Origin of the sequence: Piscinibacter sp. HJYY11, from assembly GCF_016735515.1 — a bacterium.
Taxonomy (GTDB): domain Bacteria; phylum Pseudomonadota; class Gammaproteobacteria; order Burkholderiales; family Burkholderiaceae_C; genus Rhizobacter.
Genome location: NZ_JAERQZ010000001.1, coordinates 2,421,120 through 2,436,852, shown reverse-complemented (window position 1 = coordinate 2,436,852; position 15,733 = coordinate 2,421,120). Strand labels below are relative to the sequence as shown.

Below are 15,733 nucleotides of genomic sequence, written 5' to 3'. Positions count from 1 at the left end.
CGGTTGTCGTCGGGGACTCAGTCAGCGTCAATGGGGAGTCAATGCGGGAAGGGCCAGAGCCGGAGCTTCTCTTTGGCGGTCGACCACAAGCGGGCCAGGCCATGCGGCTCCACGATCAGGAAGAACACGATCAGCGCCCCGAAGACCATGAAGGTCAGGTGCGCGGCAAGCGCGGTGTCGAAGCCCAGTGCGACCGTGAGGTTGTCGAGCACGATGGGCAGGATGACGATGAAGGCCGCGCCGAAGAAGCTGCCCATGATCGAGCCGAGTCCACCGATGATCACCATGAAGAGCAGCTGGAACGAACGGTCGATGTTGAAGGCCGCCGGCTCCCACGAGCCCAGGTGCACGAAGCCCCACAGGGCCCCGGCCACGCCCACGAAGAACGAGCTGACCGCAAACGCGGTGAGCTTGGCGTAGACCGGGCGGATGCCGATCACCGCGGCGGCCACGTCCATGTCGCGCATCGCCATCCAGCTGCGGCCGATGTGGCTGCGCACCAGGTTCTTCGCGATGAGGGCGAAGACGAGCACGAAGCCCAGGCAGAAGAGGTACTTCTGAGCCGGTGTCTCGATGGGGAAGCCGAACACGTTGAGCCCCGCGACGTTGACCGAGCCCGACGACGAGTTGTTGGTGAACCACTTGATGCGCAGGAAGGCCCAGTCGGTGAAGAACTGCGCCGCGAGCGTGGCGACCGCAAGGTACAGCCCCTTGATGCGCAGCGACGGGATGCCGAAGAGCACGCCCACCACGGTGGCGCACACGCCGCCCATCAGGATGGCCACCACCACCGGCATGCCGTCGACGCGCACGAAGAAGTTGTAGGCCGCGTAGGCGCCCACCGCCATGAAGCCGCCGGTGCCGAGCGAGATCTGCCCGCAGTAGCCGACGAGGATGTTGAGGCCGAGCGCCGCGAGCGAGAGGATGAGAAAGGGGATCAGGATCGCGCGGAAGAGGTACTCGGGCGCGACGAGCGGCACCGCCACGATCGCCAGCAGCACCAGCCCCCAGATCGCCACCCGGTCCTGCAGGATGGGGAAGACCTGCTGGTCGGCGCGGTAGCTGGTCTTGAACTGGCCGTTTTCGCGGTAGAGCATGTGGGTCTCCTTGTGCGCTCAGACGCGGTCGATGATCTTCTCGCCGAAGAGGCCTTGCGGCCTGACGAGCAACACGATCAACACGACGACATAGCCGAACCAGATCTCGATGCCGCCCCCCACCATCGGCCCGATGAACACTTCCGACAGCTTCTCGCCCACGCCGAGCAACAGCCCGCCGATGATGGCGCCCGGCACCGAGGTGAGCCCGCCGAGGATGACGACCGGCAGCGCCTTCAGCGCCAGCACCGACAGCGAGAACTGCACCCCGAGCTTGCTGCCCCAGATGATCCCGGCCACGAGCGCCACGAAGCCCGCCACGCTCCACACGATCACCCACACGCGCGAGAGCGGGATGCCGATCGACTGCGCGGCCTGGTGGTCGTCGGCCACCGCGCGCAGTGCACGGCCGGTGGCGGTGTACTGGAAGAAGATCGACAGCGCCACCACCAGCGCGGCCGCGATCACCGCCGCGTAGAGGTCTTCCTTGTTGACGAGGATGCCGCCCTGGAAGGTGCTCTCCAGCAGGAAGAGCGGGTCTTTCGGCAGGCCGACGTCGATCTTGTAGATGTCGCTGCCGAAGATGGTCTGGCCGAAGCCGTCGAGGAAGTAGGTGATGCCGAGCGTGGCCATCAGGAGCGTGATGCCTTCCTGGTTGACGAGCTTGCCCAGCACGAGTTTCTCGACCAGCCAGGCCACGAGCACCATCACCGCCATCGCCGCGACGAAGGCGATCAGGTTGGCGATGAGCTTGCTGTCCAGGCCCAGCAGCTTGGGTGCCCACTCGGAGAAGCGCGCCATCGCGAGCGCCGCAAAAAGCACCATCGCCCCCTGCGCGAAATTGAAGACGCCCGAGGCCTTGAAGATCAGCACGAAGCCGATGGCGACGAGGCCGTACAACATGCCTGACATCAGGCCGCCGATGAGTGTTTCCAGAAAGAATCCCATGGTCAGTGTCCTGCGCCGAGATATGCGTTGATGACCTCGGGATTCGCACGCACCTCGTCGGGCGTGCCGTCGCCGATCTTGCGGCCGTAGTCGAGCACGACAACGCGGTCGCTGATGTCCATCACCACGCCCATGTCGTGCTCGATCAAGACAATGGTGGTCCCGAACTCGTCGTTCACGTCGAGCACGAAGCGGCACATGTCCTGTTTCTCCTCGACGTTCATGCCGGCCATCGGCTCGTCGAGCAGCAGCACCTGCGGCTCCATCGCGAGCGCGCGGCCGAGGTCCACGCGCTTTTGCAGGCCGTAGGGCAGGCGGCCGACGGGGGTCTTGCGGTAGGCCTGGATCTCGAGGAAGTCGATGATCTTCTCGACATAGGCGCGGTGGGCGATCTCCTCGCGCTCGGCGGCGCCCCATCGCAGCGCTTGCTGGAAGAGGTTGCTCTTCATCTTGAGGTTGCGGCCCGTCATCAGGTTGTCGATGACGTTCATGCCCTTGAAGAGCGCGAGGTTCTGGAAGGTGCGCGCCACGCCCATCTCGGCCACCTGGCGCGAGTTCATGTGCCTGAACGACTGGCCGCGCAGCGTGATCGAGCCCTGCTGCGGCGTGTAGACGCCGTTGATGCAGTTGAGCATGCTGCTCTTGCCGGCGCCGTTGGGGCCGATGATGGCGCGCACCTCGTGCTCGCGCACGTCGAAGCTGATGTCGGTGAGCGCCTTCACGCCGCCGAACGACAGCGAGATGTTCTCCACCTTGAGGATCACGTCGCCGATCTTGCGAGCACTCATGTCAGGCCGCCTTCTTCATCGCCGGGAAGGTCTTCGCATCCTCGATGCGCAGCGTGGCCGAGACCGTGCCGCTGCGGCCGTCCTCGAACTTGACCGCCGTCTCGATGTACTGCTCGGTCTTGCCGCCATACAGCGCATCCACCAGCACCTGGTAGCGCTCGCCGATGTGGCCACGCCGCACCTTGCGCGTGCGGGTCAGCTCGCCGTCGTCGGCATCGAGCTCCTTGTGCAGGATGAGGAAGCGGCTGATCTGGCTGCCCGCGAGCTTGTCGTCGGCCGCCAGGTCGGCGTTGACCTGCTCGATGCAGTCGCGCACCAGCTCGTACACCTCGGGCTTCTGCGCCAGGTCGGTGTAGCCGGCATAGGGCAGGTTGCGCCGTTCGGCCCAGTTGCCCACCGCTTCCATGTCGATGTTGACGAAGGCACAGACGCGGTCGCGCTTGTCGCCGAAGGCCACCGCCTCCTTGATGAAGGGGAAGAACTTGAGCTTGTTCTCCACGTACTTGGGAGCAAACATCTCGCCGGCCAGCGTGCGGCCCACGTCCTTCGCACGGTCGATGATCTTCAGATGGCCTTGTGCATCCATGAAGCCGGCATCACCGGTGTGGTACCAGCCCTCGGCATCGAGCACCTCGGCGGTCGCCGCCTCGTTCTTGTAATAGCCCCGCAGCAGGCCCGACGAGCGCACGAGGATCTCGCCGCTGTCCTTCACCTTGATTTCCACGCCTTCGATCGGCACGCCCACGGTGTCGGCACGCGCCTGGTCGTCGGGCTGCAGGCAGACGAAGACGGCGGTCTCGGTCGAGCCATAGAGCTGCTTCAGGTTGACGCCGATCGAGCGGTAGAAGGTGAAGAGGTCGGGCCCGATCGCTTCGCCCGCGGTGTAGGCCACGCGCACGCGCGAGAGGCCGAGCGTGTTGCGCAGCGGGCCGTAGATGAAGAGGTTGCCGAGCGCGTAGCGCAGCTTGTCGAGCGCACCCACCGGCTTGCCGTCCATCAGCGCCGGGCCCACGCGGCGCGCCAGGTCCATGCAACGCTTGAAGAGCCATCGCTTGGGCGCGCTTGCGTCTTCCATGCGGATCATCACCGTGGTGAGCAGGCCTTCGAAGATGCGCGGCGGCGCGAAGTAGTAGGTGGGCCCCACTTCACGCAGGTCGATCGACACCGTGTTGGCCGACTCGGGGCAGTTGACGACGTAGCCGCAGGCCAGCCACTGCGCATACGAGAACACGTTCTGCCCGATCCATGCGAGCGGCAGGTACGCCAGCACCTCCTCGCGCTCGGTGAGCTTGTCGAAGCGGGCGCCGGCGACGGCGCGGTCGATGAGCGAGAGGTGCGTGTGCACCACGCCCTTCGGGTTGCCGGTGGTGCCCGAGGTGAAGAACATCGCGGCCACGTCGCCGGGCTGGGCCTTCGCGATCTCGGCGTCGACGAAGCCCGGGTGGGTGCTCTCATGCGCGCGACCGTCGGCGACCAGCGCATCGAGCGCTGCGAGGCCCGGCTCGCTGTAGTGGCGCAGGCCGCGCGGGTCGTCGTACCAGATGCGTTGCAGCCCGGGGCATTGCGCACGGATCTCGAGCAGCTTGTCGACCTGCTCCTGGTCCTCGACGATCGCGAAGCCGACCTCGGCGTTCACCAGCGGGAACACGAACTCCTGCGCCGCCGCATCCTGGTACAGCGGCACGGGGACGGCACCGAGCGATTGCGCCGCGAGCAGCGTGGCATAGAGGCGCGGCCGGTTGTCGCCGATCACCACCACATGCTGGCCGCGCTGCAGGCCCGCGGCGGCCAGGCCACCGGCGAGCGCGCGCACGAGCTCGGCGAGCTGCTGCCACGAGAGCGTCTGCCAGATGCCGAACTCCTTCTCGCGCAACGCGGGCGCCGAAGGCCGCTGGGCGGCATGCTGCATCAGCAAGCGCGGAAAGGTGGTGTTCGCCACGGCAACCTCGTCTCTCGCGGAGTGGGTGTGTGCCGCGAATGTAGGAGCAGGTTTGACGCCAAGATGTCGTTCTGACGACAATCCTAGGGACTCCCCCCTTGGTTCTTTCCCGCAATGGAAAAGATGCGACGTGCACCCGAGGTCTTGGCTCCCAGCTCCACGCCGCTGCACACACGCGCACGTGTGCCCACGGCTGCGGAGCTGGCCGACATCCCCTGGCTCAAGACCCTGCAAGCCGATGAACACGCGCGTGCCGTGGCCGATCTCAGGGTGGTGAACGTCGACACCGGCGAGCTGGTGAGCCGCATCGGCCGCCCGGTGACCTACTGGTTCGGCGTCATCGATGGCCTGCTCAAGATGAGCAACGACTCGGCGACCGGCATGCCCATCACCTTCACCGGCGTGCCGCCCGGCGGCTGGTTCGGCGAAGGCACGGTGCTCAAGCGCGAGCTCTACCGCTACAACATCCAGGCCTTGCGCAAGAGCGTGGTGGCCGGGATCTCGGTCGACACCTTCCACTGGCTCATCGACCGCAGCATCCCGTTCAACCGCTTCGTGATGAACCAGCTCAACGAGCGGCTCGGCCAGTTCATCGCCGCACGCGAGATCGACCGGCTGAACGACCCCGACGTGAAGGTCGCGCGCAGCCTCGCGGCGCTCTTCCATCCCACGCTGTACCCGGGCGTGGGCACGCTGCTGCGCATCACGCAGCAGGAGTTGGGCTACCTGGTGGGCCTGTCACGCCAGCGGGTGAACGAAGCCCTGCACGCGCTGCAGGCGCTCGGGCTGATCCGCATCGAATACGGCGGGCTGCGGGTGCTCGACCTCGACGGGCTGCGGCGCCAGACGCAAGGGCCGTCGGTCGACCGCGACTGACCCGTCTCACGCTCCGGCGTCCTGCAAGTTCGCCACGAACCACTGCCACACCGCGCGGACCGCTGGCTCGCGTTCGCGCCCCGGCAAGGCCACCAGGTGATAGGCGCCGGTGGCAAGCGTCGGCCCGAAGGGTTGCACCAGCGCGCCGCTGCGCAACTCGTCGGCGAGCAGCGTGGTGCTGAGCAGGCCCACGCCCTGGCCGCCCAGCACGGCTAGCACGGCGTGGGTCTCGTCCGAAAACGACAGCGTGGGTGGGGCCGACGGGCGGCGCAGGCCGGCTTCGCGGTACCAGCGCTCCCACGTGGCGGGGGCTTTCGCGTGGGGCTGCCAGTCGAAGTGCACGAGCTTGTGACGCGCCAGCTCGCCCGGCCGGCGCAGGCCGAGCAGCGGGCTGCACATCGGCGCGTAGTGCTCGAGGCGCAGGCGTTGCACCGCGAGGCGGGGCCAGCGGCCGTCGCCATAGCGGATGGCCAGGTCGGCATCGCCACGCGCCAGGTCGGCCACTGCTTCGGTGGCGTTGAGGCGCAGGTCGATGTCGGGGCAGGCGGCGCGCAGGGCCGCCATGCGTGGCAGCAGCCAGCGCGCGGCAAACGCGGTGTTGGTGGTGAGCGTGACCATCTGGCCGGCGGCCTCGCGCCGCAGTGCAGCGAGCCCGGCCGCGATGGCGTCGAGCCCTTCCGTCACCGCCTGGTGCAGGCGTTGCCCGGCCGGGGTGAGCTCGAGCCGGCGCGGCAGCCGCACGAAGAGGGCGCAGCCGAGTGTTTCTTCGAGCGACTTCACCTGGTGGCTGATCGCGGTGGGCGTGAGCGAGAGTTCGGCAGCCGCGCGCAGGAAGCTCATGTGCGCGGCGGCCGCTTCGAAGGCGCGCAGCGCGTGCAGCGACGGCAGGCGCCGGACCGGTCGGGCAACAGATGAATCAGATTCAGCCATGGCCGAAAAATCATCGTTTGTCGCGCCGCTGTCAAGCTCCTATCGTGCAGCTCATCCCCTCAACCCTGGAGCGTTCGAAGATGAACCTGATTCAGTTGATCAACCCACCCGCGCTGTACGACCCGGTGCCCAACGGCTACTCGCACGTGGCCGTTGCCGAGGGCGAGGCCTTGCGCCTCGTGCTGGCGTCGGGCCAGGGTGGTGAAGACCGCGAAGGCCGGCTGCTGCCGACGTTTCGCGAGCAGCTCCGCCAGGCCATCGACAACATGCTGGCCGCACTCGCGGCCGCCGGCGTGGCGCCGGGCGACGTGGCGCGCACGCTCGTCCTCGTGGTCGACCACACCGAGGAGAAGCTGCACATGATCGGCGAGGAATTCGACCGCGTGTGGGGCCCGGCACTCAAGCCCGCGTGCACGCTGGTGCCGGTGCCGCGGCTCGCGCTCGACGGTATGCTGATCGAGATCGAGGCCACCGCGATCCAGCGCCAGCCCGTCACCGCCTGACCGTCACTGCGTGAAGAGATCGGCGGGGCGGCCGAGCGGGCGGTAGGTGTCGATCGTGTTGAACACCTGCGGCGCAAGGCGCGTGGTGCGGCGGCGGGCGTAGACGTCGACGTCGGCCCGCGCCAGGTCGCCGAAGCCGCAGTGCGTGAGGCGCGAGAGCTCGGCTACCGTCGTCTGGTAACCCTGGATCGGCTCGGGCACGTCGTCGAACGTGGTGGCCTGCGGCTTCATGCCGCGCTTCTTGATCAGCGCGGCCACCGCTTCGTCCTGCTTCACGAGGAAGGCCAGCGAGCGCAGCGCCTGCGTGCCCGCGTCGACGACCGTCCACGCGATCACCTTCCAGAAGGCGAGCGGGATCTGCACGCCGCGGTAGAGCGGGTCCTCGTCGGTGAAGAGACAGCCCGAGAAGACCGACACCTTGTGGTCGTGCGCGTTGGCCGTCTGCAGCACGTGGTCTTCGACCTGCAGCCACCAGCCGGTGTTGAGCTCGGGCATCTGTGGCGAGCAGTTGGTCCAGTGGAAGGTGTCGGCTTCGCCGCGGCCGGATTGCGCGTCGGTCTCGCCCCAGGCCGGGTCGAGGCGGCGCACGAGGTGGCCGCGCTGGAAGCCCGAGCCCTTGTAGAAGGTGTTGCCGATCTGCAACTCGGCGGTGATCGGCGGCGTGAGGCCCTGGCGTTCGTCAAACCACCATTCGTCGGGCTGGCGCTGGCCGAGGTGGCGCTCCTGGCGTCCGTCGATGTTGACGGCGGTCCAGAAGGCCAGGCGCCGCGACGGGTTCATCAGGATGCTGAAGTGCTGGTAGGGCAGCAGCGGCACGCTCGCGAGACCCCGCATCGACGACGCAAGCGTGGGCAGTGGCACGGTCACGTCGAGGAAGCCGGCGTCGTAGCCAGGGCGGTTGCCGTAGTCGGGGTCGAGCGGGCGCCAGGACTGCGGTGTGGTCGTCATGCGGGCTGGCCCTCGAGGGCTTGGGTGGCGGCCGCGGCGAGTTGCTCGCGGCGGATGCCCAGGCGTGCAAAGGCACGCGCGGCAATCGAGAACTGCTCTTCCGCCACGGCAAGCAGGATGTCGGCGCCGGCGAGCGGCTGGCGTGCCTGGCGCCGGGGCATGTGCACCAGCCGCTGGATCAAGGCCTGGCCCGAGGGCGCAGCACGGTACAGCATGCCGCGTGCCTTGGCACTGTTTGCCACCTCGGGCTCGCTGGGCGGCACGTTCAAGCCCACGCTGCCCAGCGCGTCGGTGAACTGCGCCTGGATGGCCTCGGCAAACGCCTCGCGGCTGAGCCCCAGGCGCGCAAACACCTCGCGCGACGAGCCGTCGGGCAGCTCGAGCGAGGCGAGCACGAGGTGCTCGGAGCCCGGCTCGGCGCGGGCGATGTTTTCAGCAGCGGTGCACAGGCGCGCGATCGTGCGCATGTCCTGCCACCTGACCTTCAATGTCGTGAACATGGCGCTCCCTGCAGATGGATCAGCGATGGAGATGCGACAGGCGCCGGTGGGCCGCCTGCTTGGTGACGCCGAGCGCTTCGGCGATCTGGGCCCATGACCAACCTTGTTTCAACGCCAGCGTGACGGCACGTGCCTCGTACTGGTCGGCGAACTGCCGCAGCGCCACCACGGCGGCCAGCGCCTCGGCGACGTGATCGGGGTGGGGAAGGTGTCGGGTCAGGTCCATGTCGTCAATGATTGTTGACGCTCATCCGCCTGTCAACATATGTTGACGAGCGAGAGGCGTCTTTGTCCCGCGGCATCCTCCCCCAATGGTGTGCTGGCGGCGCTGGGAGGCGGTGGGTATCCTGCCGCCTCACATGAGGGAGAGAACAACGAGTGACCGTCCACGAGGCGGCACCGACAACGTCGCAGGGCCTGAGGCCGAGGCGCGCCAGACGATCGAGCTGCTCCAGCTCGCGCGCGGCATGGCTGCGCTCGCCGTGGCGGCATACCACCTGTCCCAGCAGATCGCCCGGGAACTGCCCGCGCTCGGCCGTCCCTTCTGGGATGTCGCGCGGCATGGGCACCTGGGTGTCCAGTTCTTCTTCGCGCTGAGCGGCTTCATCATCCTCTATGCCCATGCCGCAGACGTGGGGCGCCCCAGCCGCTTGGGCACTTATCTGCACAAGCGCGCCGTGCGCATCTACCCCCTCTACTGGATCGTGCTCGCCCTCGTGGCGGCGGGCATCCACCTGAAGGGCGCCAACGGCCTGGCCGATGTGTCGTCGGCCACCAGTTGGCTGTCGCAGGTGCTCCTGTTGAAGCTCGACACCTCGCGGTCGGTCGTGGGCCAGGCGTGGACGTTGTTCCACGAAGTGTTCTTCTACCTGCTGTTCGCGCTGGCCATCCTGCACCGCCGGCTGGGCGTCCTGGTGCTGGCGACATGGTTCCTGTGCTGTCTTTGCCTGTGGGAGATCCAGGACAACGTCCAGGGTGTGCGGGACGTGCTCCTCGGTGTCAACAACCTCTTCTTCCTGGCCGGCATGCTGGCCTTCTGGATGGCGCCGCGCCTGGGCCTCACGCTGGCGAGGTTTGCATTCGCCGGCGGCGCCGTGCTGTTCCTGTGGGGCACGACGGCATTTCCCGAGCCCGACCCGACGCGCGTCGCGGCCGAGATGACCTGGCTGCTGTCGTTCGTCCTCGTCATCGCCGGAGGCTGTGCGCTCGAGCGCCACGGTGCGTTTGGCAGGCTGCCACGGTGGATGACCTTCATCGGCGATGCCTCGTACTCCATCTACCTCATCCACTGGCACGTGCAGACCTACGCGCTGCGGTTCGCCCGAGAGCTGGGCCTGGCCGACCTCATGCCCGGCCGTGCGTTCTGGATCGTGGTGCTGGGCCTTTCGGTGCTGGTGGGCTGTGCGCTCTACGTCGCCGTCGAACGCCCGCTGCTGGGTTTTCTGAAGCGCGGGCGCCCACCAATCGCGAGGCAGTCGGCCTGGTCCTCCCGCTGACGACGAGGGGAAGGCCGCGTCGGTGAGAATGGCGGGGCCCATGAACGACCACGACCCCGCCCTGCAGCGCCTGATCGACCAGGTGCAAGCGGCCCGCCACGACGGCCGTCACCTCGACATCCGCGGCGGCGGCACCAAGAGTTTCTATGGCGAGGCCGCGCAAGGCGAGCCCTTGCACCTGCGCGAACTGAGCGGCATCTCGAGCTACGAGCCGAGCGAGCTCGTCGTCACCGCGCGGGCCGGCACGCCGCTCGCCGAACTGGAGGCCACGCTCGCCGAATGTGGCCAGTGCCTGCCTTTCGAGCCGCCGCATTTCATGGCGGGCGGCACGGTGGGCGGGATGGTGGCCGCGGGGCTCTCGGGCCCGTCGCGTGCGTCGGTGGGTGCGGTGCGCGATTACGTGCTCGGCGCTTCCATGCTCAACGGCAAGGCCGAGGTGCTCAGCTTCGGCGGCCAGGTGATGAAGAACGTGGCGGGCTACGACGTGTCGCGCCTGCTGGCGGGATCGATGGGCACGCTGGGCGTCATCCTCGAGGTCTCGCTCAAGGTGCTGCCGATCGCGCCGGCCACCGCCACGCTGCGTTTCCAGATGGACCAGGTGGCTGCGCTCGACCAGCTCAACCGCTGGGGCGCGCAGCCGCTGCCCCTCAACGCCAGCGCCTGGTGGGACGGCACGCTGCTCGTGCGCCTGCGCGGCGCGCTCGCGGCGGTGCAGTCCGCCATCGCGACGATGGGCGGCGAGGTGATCGACCCGGCGCTCGCCAGCCCCTTCTGGAACGGCCTGCGCCACCACACCGACGAATACTTCACCAAAGCCCAGGCGGCGGTGAACGGCGGCACGGTGTCGTTGTGGCGCGTCTCGCTGCCGCCCACTGCCAAGCCGCTCATCCTGCCGGGCGAGCAGCTCATCGAGTGGCACGGCGCGCAACGCTGGCTGTGCACCTCGGCCTCGGGCGCCAAGGTGCGCGAGGCGGCGTTGCGCGGCGGTGGGCATGCCACGCTCTTCATGTCGCAGCACAAGCAGGCGGGTGTGTTCGCGCCGCTCAAGGCGCCGCTCGACCGCATCCACCGCGAGCTGAAGAAATCATTCGACCCCGATGCGGTGTTCAACCGCGGTCGTCTGTACCCGGGGCTCTGAGCCGACGCCATGCAGACGAAGCTTGCGCCCGAATTCAAAGGCACGCCCGACGGCGACGCGGCCGAAGCCATCCTGCGCAAGTGCGTGCACTGCGGCTTCTGCACCGCCACCTGCCCGACCTACCAGCTGCTGGGCGACGAGCTCGACGGCCCGCGAGGCCGCATCTACCTGATGAAGCAGGTGCTCGAAGGCGAGCCCGTCACGCAGAGCACGCAGCTGCACCTGGACCGCTGCCTCACCTGCCGCAACTGCGAGAGCACCTGTCCTTCGGGCGTGCAGTACGGCCAGCTGGTCGACATCGGTCGCAAGGTCGTCGAGGCCAAGGTGCCGCGCCCGCCGAAGGAGAAGGCGGTGCGCTGGTTGCTGAAGGAGGGCCTAACCTCGCCGCTCTTCGGGCCGGCGATGAAGCTCGGCCAGATGGTGCGCCCGCTGCTGCCGGCGGTGCTGAAGGGCAAGGTGCCTCCGAAGCCGGCAGAACGCGCCCACCAGTGGCCCACGCGCGAGCACCCGCGCAAGGTGCTGATGCTGATGGGCTGCGTGCAGCCGTCGATGATGCCCAACATCAACAGCGCGACCGCCCGTGTGCTCGATGCGGCCGGCATCCAGACGCTCGTGGCCGACGACGCCGGCTGCTGCGGCGCCATCCGCACCCACCTCGCCGACGTGGACGGTGGCCGCGACGACATGCGCCGCAACATCGATGCGTGGTGGCCGCTGGTGAGCGCCGGCAAGGTCGAGGCGATCGTGATGAACGCGTCGGGCTGCGGCGTGACGGTGAAGGACTACGGCCACGCGCTCGCGGCCGACCCGGCCTATGCCGACAAGGCCGCGCGCATCAGCGAGCTCACCAAAGACCTGAGCGAGCTGCTCGAAGACATCGCTCCGAAGCTCAAGACACGCCTGCGCAAGCCCAAGGCCAAGCGCCTCGTGTTCCACCCGCCGTGCACGCTGCAGCATGGCCAGCAGCTGCGCGGCGGTGTCGAGACGCACCTCGCGGCCCTCGGCTACGACGTGCAGCTCGCCTCCGCCGAGAGCCACCTGTGCTGCGGCTCGGCGGGCACCTATTCGGTCTTGCAACCCGAGCTCGCCACGAAGCTGCGCGACCGCAAGCTCGGCCACCTGCAGGCCAGCGAACCAGAAGTGATCATCTCGGCCAACATCGGCTGCATCCAGCACCTCCAGACCGGCACCGGCACGCCGGTGCGGCACTGGATCGAAGTGCTGGACGACGCCCTGATGTGATGACGACCCCTCGGTTGCGGAGTACCGCAACCGATCCCCCGAGGGGATCGGGCCCGGCTTCGGGCGGCCGGGCGCTCGGGCCCGCACGCCCGCGAACGCTCATTTGACCGGCGCCACCTCGAAGGTCACCTCATGCCGCCCGACACGCTTGAGCGTGTCCGCCACCTGGATGATGAGCCGGTGGCTGCCTTCGGGCAGGCTGGCGTTGGGCGCTTCCACGCCGGTCGGCGTGACCTTCGCATGGGCCGCGAGGCGCTCGGTCACGTCGAGCCGCAGTCGGCCGTAGAGCACGCGGAACGTCGACAGGTCGATGCTCGCTCCATCGCTCGCCGACCAGCGCACGACGATGTTGACGGCGCCGGCCAGCGGGCGCTTCACGTCGGGCGACAGCAGCTCGATCGTGGGCGCTCCGGGCATCGGCAGCGCCTTGGTGGCGTAGGCGGGGGCGGCGGCGTCGCGCTTCGCTTCTTCGGCGGTGACGAGCTCGAAGGCCTGCACGGGCCAGGCGGACATGGCGACGCAGAGCGCCGCGAGGAGGCGGGGTGGGGTCCAGCGTTTCACGGGTCGATCTTGCAACAGCTCCGCGCGGCGGTGCGCGCGCACGTTGCGATGGTGCGGCGTATTCCACGCGCCTGGCAGCTGACCAAGGTCATCGCCACAGGCGCCCGCGGTCGGCGATAAACGGTGCCATGTGCCGATGGCTCGCATTCCTCATGTTCGCGCTCCTGGCGACGGGTGCGCAGGCCGAAGACCGCGCGCTGCTCATCGGCGTGGGCCAGTACCGCGACCGTGGCATGGGCGCCGACCTGCCGGGCATCGAGCTCGACATCGGCGTGATGAAGGACGTGGCCGAGAGCCTCGGCTTCAAGCCAGCGGCGACAAAGGTGCTGCTGAACCGCGAGGCCACGCTCGCGGCCGTGCGGCAGACCTTGCAGCAGTGGCTGGTGGACGGCACCACCGCCACCGACCGCGTGCTCATCTACTACAGCGGCCACGGCACGCAGCTGCCCGACGAAGACGGTGACGAGGACGACGGCCTCGACGAAGCCTGGACCTTGCACGACATGGCGCCCGCCAGGCGCAACGGCCGCGCCACGCTCGACGGCGTGCTGCTCGACGACGAGCTCGCCGCCACGCTCGCGCGCATCCCGAGCCGCCAGGTGCTGGTGCTGGTCGACGCCTGTCACAGCGGCACCTCCACCCGCTCCGGCCTCGGGGTGCTGCCGCGCCTGGGCGTGCAGCAGGCGATGGCCAAGTACTACCCGTTGCCGCAGGGCGAGGCGGCACCGGTGCCCACGGTGAAGCGCCTCGGGGTGCGCGGCGACAACCACCTCGCGGTCAGCGCGGCGCGCGATGCCGAGCAGTCGCTCACCACCGAGCGCGGCAGCGTGTTCACCATGGCCTTGCGCGAAGCGGTGGCGGCGCGGCGCGAGGCGGGGCAGGTGTCGATGCGCGAGCTGTGGCAGGAGTCCTCGACCTTCATCGCCTCGCGGCTCGACGGGCCGCTGCGCTTCCATCCGCAGCTCGACGGCAACCTGGCCATGGCCGACTGGCCGGTCCCCTTGCCCTCGCTCGCCGATGGCGGTGGCGCGGCCTGGCGCAAGCTCGAGCAGCTGGCCGCGGGTGCAGGGGGCGTGCGTGTCGCGTTCCGCCAGCCACGTTATGCGGAAGGCGCGCCGATGCAGCTCGAAGTGCGCACCGCGCAGGCCGGCCACCTCAACGTGCTGAGCGTGGGGCCGGATGGCGTGCCGCTGGTGCTGTTCCCGAATGGCCAGCATCGTGCGCAGGCGGTGAAGGCCGGTGCGGTGGTGAAGCTGCCCACGCCCTCGATGAAGATCGGCTTCACCGCCGGCCGCCCGTTCGGCGCCACGCTGGTGGTGGCCGTCGTGACGCGCGAGCCGCTCGACCTGCACACGTTGGCCGATGGCGAGCACGACGAGCAGGGCGTGCTGCGCGAGGTGGTGGGCCAGCTGTCCGAGCGGGGGCTGCAGCAGCTCCAGGCCGTGCGAGCGAAGTCCGCGAAGGGCTATGCCGCCGGCACCGCCCTCGTGCGCGTGTGCCCCGCGGCGGGCGAGTGCCGCTGAGCCGCACATCGCACACGAGCGAGGAAGCCGCACGAGAACACAGCGCGATGACACGCGCATGACATGCCCCCGGCGCGCGAGGGCCATGTCGGGCCCTGCCAACGATTGCGGGTTGTCACGGATCTGTCGTCAAGCCGGAAGGGGTGGCTTGGTGGAATCGCCTGAGTCTTGAACCGCAAGACCGCACTCCTCAACTCGCAGTCCCACTCCTCATGAAGAAGACCCTGCTCGCCCTCTCGCTGCTCACCGCTTTCGCCGGTGCGGCATCGGCCCAATCCAGCGTGACGATCTTTGGCGTGATCGACGCCAACCTGCGCCAGATCGACAACAACGGCGTCAAGGTGCGCCAGCTCGGCACCGACGGCCTCTCCAGCAGCCGCCTGGGCTTCCGCGGCACCGAAGACCTCGGCGGTGGCCTGAAGGCCGGCTTCTGGCTCGAAGCCGCGCTCAACCCGGACGACGGCACCATCAACAGCAGCGGCAAGTTCTGGCACCGCCGCTCGACCGTGAGCCTCGAAGGCGGTTTCGGTGAAGTGCGCCTCGGCCGCGACTTCACGCCCACCTACACCGCGATCGGCGCCTACGACGCCTTCGGCGACAACGGCGTGGGCAAGATCACCAACCTGCAGTCGCGCCTGACCGGCACCGTCAACACCACCAGCCGTGCCGACAACGAAGTGCAGTACTTCCTGCCCAAGGACATCGGCGGCGTGTACGGCAACCTCGCGGTGGCCGCGGGCGAAGGCACGGTCGGCAACAAGTACGTCGGCGGCCGCGTCGGCTATGCGGGCGGCCCGCTCGACGTGTCGGTGGCCTATGGCCAGACCGATGCCAACGCGACCGAAGACAAGTACAAGGCCACGACCGTCGGCGCGGCCTACAACTTCGGCTTCCTGCGCCTGCTCGCCTCCTACTCGCAGTTCAAGTTCCTGGTGCGCGAAGAGAAGCTCTTCAACGTGGGCGCCACGGTTCCGGTGGGCGCTTCGGGCCTGATCCGCGCCTCGTATGGCCGTGCCGACCTTTCGGGCGGTGCCGCCGGCAGCACCACCGCCAACGATGCCGACGCCGACCTGCTGGCCATCGGCTACGTGCACAACCTGTCGAAGCGCACCGCCCTCTACGGCACCTATGCGCAGATCAGCAACAAGGGGGCCCAGACCTTCGCGGTGGGTACCACCACCCCGGCCCTGCCCGGCGGCAAGAAGTCGAACGGCCTCGAGCTCGGCCTGCGCCACGCGTTCTGA

16 protein-coding genes are annotated in these 15,733 nt (G+C 68.5%); 7 read left to right on the top strand and 9 right to left on the bottom strand.

The features are described 5' to 3' along the window. Positions 1-38: 38 nt before the first annotated feature. The 4 genes from JI745_RS11165 to JI745_RS11150 are packed head-to-tail and all read right to left on the bottom strand — an operon-like array spanning position 39 to position 4,742. Positions 39-1,097, bottom strand: coding sequence for a branched-chain amino acid ABC transporter permease (locus JI745_RS11165; protein WP_201806217.1), 1,059 nt, complete (start codon positions 1,095-1,097; stop codon positions 39-41). Between the two features lie 18 nt (positions 1,098-1,115). Beyond that, the gene (locus JI745_RS11160) at positions 1,116-2,045 is read right to left on the bottom strand and encodes a branched-chain amino acid ABC transporter permease (RefSeq protein WP_201806214.1); all 930 of its coding nucleotides are present in this window, start codon (positions 2,043-2,045) and stop codon (positions 1,116-1,118) included. A gap of 2 nt (positions 2,046-2,047) precedes the next feature. Continuing rightward, positions 2,048-2,833 carry an ABC transporter ATP-binding protein gene (locus tag JI745_RS11155; protein WP_201806212.1) on the bottom strand — a complete coding sequence of 262 codons (786 nt, stop codon included), beginning with the start codon at positions 2,831-2,833 and terminating at the stop codon, positions 2,048-2,050. Between the two features lies 1 nt (position 2,834). Then, a complete protein-coding gene (locus JI745_RS11150; protein WP_201812489.1) occupies positions 2,835-4,742 on the bottom strand; it encodes a long-chain fatty acid--CoA ligase in 1,908 nt (635 codons plus the stop codon). A gap of 153 nt (positions 4,743-4,895) precedes the next feature. On the opposite strand from JI745_RS11150, the gene JI745_RS11145 reads away from it, so the two are divergent. Further along, positions 4,896-5,648 (top strand): Crp/Fnr family transcriptional regulator, encoded by a 753-nt coding sequence (locus tag JI745_RS11145; protein WP_201806210.1) that lies wholly within the window; start codon positions 4,896-4,898, stop codon positions 5,646-5,648. Positions 5,649-5,654: 6 nt separating this feature from the next. On the opposite strand, the gene JI745_RS11140 is transcribed toward JI745_RS11145, so the two are convergent. After that, on the bottom strand, positions 5,655-6,578 hold the full coding sequence (locus JI745_RS11140; RefSeq protein WP_201806208.1) for a LysR substrate-binding domain-containing protein: 924 nt from the start codon (positions 6,576-6,578) through the stop codon (positions 5,655-5,657). A gap of 80 nt (positions 6,579-6,658) precedes the next feature. Between JI745_RS11140 and JI745_RS11135 the strand changes: the two genes are divergently transcribed. Beyond that, positions 6,659-7,081, top strand: coding sequence for a RidA family protein (locus tag JI745_RS11135; protein WP_201806207.1), 423 nt, complete (start codon positions 6,659-6,661; stop codon positions 7,079-7,081). 3 nt (positions 7,082-7,084) lie between these two features. Here JI745_RS11135 and JI745_RS11130 read toward each other — a convergent pair whose 3' ends face one another. Genes JI745_RS11130 through JI745_RS11120 form a run of 3 tightly spaced genes read right to left on the bottom strand, consistent with a single transcriptional unit; the run spans position 7,085 to position 8,755 of the window. Beyond that, positions 7,085-8,029, bottom strand: coding sequence for a DNA/RNA non-specific endonuclease (locus tag JI745_RS11130; RefSeq protein WP_201806205.1), 945 nt, complete (start codon positions 8,027-8,029; stop codon positions 7,085-7,087). Further along, positions 8,026-8,529: a Clp protease N-terminal domain-containing protein gene (locus JI745_RS11125; RefSeq protein ID WP_201806203.1), complete on the bottom strand. Its 504-nt coding sequence runs from the start codon at positions 8,527-8,529 to the stop codon at positions 8,026-8,028. The genes JI745_RS11130 and JI745_RS11125 overlap by 4 nt, the downstream gene beginning before the upstream one ends. 19 nt (positions 8,530-8,548) lie before the next feature. Further along, on the bottom strand, positions 8,549-8,755 hold the full coding sequence (locus tag JI745_RS11120) for a helix-turn-helix domain-containing protein (protein ID WP_201806202.1): 207 nt from the start codon (positions 8,753-8,755) through the stop codon (positions 8,549-8,551). Between the two features lie 133 nt (positions 8,756-8,888). On the opposite strand from JI745_RS11120, the gene JI745_RS11115 reads away from it, so the two are divergent. Genes JI745_RS11115 through glcF form a run of 3 tightly spaced genes read left to right on the top strand, consistent with a single transcriptional unit; the run spans position 8,889 to position 12,405 of the window. Then, a complete protein-coding gene (locus JI745_RS11115) occupies positions 8,889-10,025 on the top strand; it encodes an acyltransferase (RefSeq protein WP_201806201.1) in 1,137 nt (378 codons plus the stop codon). A gap of 40 nt (positions 10,026-10,065) precedes the next feature. Further along, positions 10,066-11,163 carry a glycolate oxidase subunit GlcE gene (gene glcE / locus JI745_RS11110; protein WP_201806199.1) on the top strand — a complete coding sequence of 366 codons (1,098 nt, stop codon included), beginning with the start codon at positions 10,066-10,068 and terminating at the stop codon, positions 11,161-11,163. Between the two features lie 9 nt (positions 11,164-11,172). Then, complete coding sequence (gene glcF / locus JI745_RS11105) at positions 11,173-12,405, top strand: glycolate oxidase subunit GlcF (protein ID WP_201806198.1); 1,233 nt, start codon at positions 11,173-11,175, stop codon at positions 12,403-12,405. Between the two features lie 99 nt (positions 12,406-12,504). On the opposite strand, the gene JI745_RS11100 is transcribed toward glcF, so the two are convergent. Then, complete coding sequence (locus tag JI745_RS11100; protein WP_201806196.1) at positions 12,505-12,918, bottom strand: hypothetical protein; 414 nt, start codon at positions 12,916-12,918, stop codon at positions 12,505-12,507. 200 nt (positions 12,919-13,118) lie between these two features. Between JI745_RS11100 and JI745_RS11095 the strand changes: the two genes are divergently transcribed. Continuing rightward, on the top strand, positions 13,119-14,489 hold the full coding sequence (locus JI745_RS11095) for a caspase family protein (protein WP_201806194.1): 1,371 nt from the start codon (positions 13,119-13,121) through the stop codon (positions 14,487-14,489). Positions 14,490-14,701: 212 nt separating this feature from the next. Next, positions 14,702-15,733, top strand: a complete 1,032-nt coding sequence (locus JI745_RS11090; RefSeq protein ID WP_201806192.1) for a porin — start codon at positions 14,702-14,704, stop codon at positions 15,731-15,733.

Bases quoted from the DNA above. Each gene is read 5' to 3' on its own strand.
- JI745_RS11165 (WP_201806217.1), bottom strand. From the start codon at position 1,097: ATGCTCTACCGCGAAAACGGCCAGTTCAAGACCAGCTACCGCGCCGAC.
- JI745_RS11160 (WP_201806214.1), bottom strand. From the start codon at position 2,045: ATGGGATTCTTTCTGGAAACACTCATCGGCGGCCTGATGTCAGGCATG.
- JI745_RS11155 (WP_201806212.1), bottom strand. From the start codon at position 2,833: ATGAGTGCTCGCAAGATCGGCGACGTGATCCTCAAGGTGGAGAACATC.
- JI745_RS11150 (WP_201812489.1), bottom strand. From the start codon at position 4,742: ATGCAGCATGCCGCCCAGCGGCCTTCGGCGCCCGCGTTGCGCGAGAAG.
- JI745_RS11145 (WP_201806210.1), top strand. From the start codon at position 4,896: ATGCGACGTGCACCCGAGGTCTTGGCTCCCAGCTCCACGCCGCTGCAC.
- JI745_RS11140 (WP_201806208.1), bottom strand. From the start codon at position 6,578: ATGGCTGAATCTGATTCATCTGTTGCCCGACCGGTCCGGCGCCTGCCG.
- JI745_RS11135 (WP_201806207.1), top strand. From the start codon at position 6,659: ATGAACCTGATTCAGTTGATCAACCCACCCGCGCTGTACGACCCGGTG.
- JI745_RS11130 (WP_201806205.1), bottom strand. From the start codon at position 8,029: ATGACGACCACACCGCAGTCCTGGCGCCCGCTCGACCCCGACTACGGC.
- JI745_RS11125 (WP_201806203.1), bottom strand. From the start codon at position 8,529: ATGTTCACGACATTGAAGGTCAGGTGGCAGGACATGCGCACGATCGCG.
- JI745_RS11120 (WP_201806202.1), bottom strand. From the start codon at position 8,755: ATGGACCTGACCCGACACCTTCCCCACCCCGATCACGTCGCCGAGGCG.
- JI745_RS11115 (WP_201806201.1), top strand. From the start codon at position 8,889: ATGAGGGAGAGAACAACGAGTGACCGTCCACGAGGCGGCACCGACAAC.
- glcE (WP_201806199.1), top strand. From the start codon at position 10,066: ATGAACGACCACGACCCCGCCCTGCAGCGCCTGATCGACCAGGTGCAA.
- glcF (WP_201806198.1), top strand. From the start codon at position 11,173: ATGCAGACGAAGCTTGCGCCCGAATTCAAAGGCACGCCCGACGGCGAC.
- JI745_RS11100 (WP_201806196.1), bottom strand. From the start codon at position 12,918: ATGTCCGCCTGGCCCGTGCAGGCCTTCGAGCTCGTCACCGCCGAAGAA.
- JI745_RS11095 (WP_201806194.1), top strand. From the start codon at position 13,119: ATGTTCGCGCTCCTGGCGACGGGTGCGCAGGCCGAAGACCGCGCGCTG.
- JI745_RS11090 (WP_201806192.1), top strand. From the start codon at position 14,702: ATGAAGAAGACCCTGCTCGCCCTCTCGCTGCTCACCGCTTTCGCCGGT.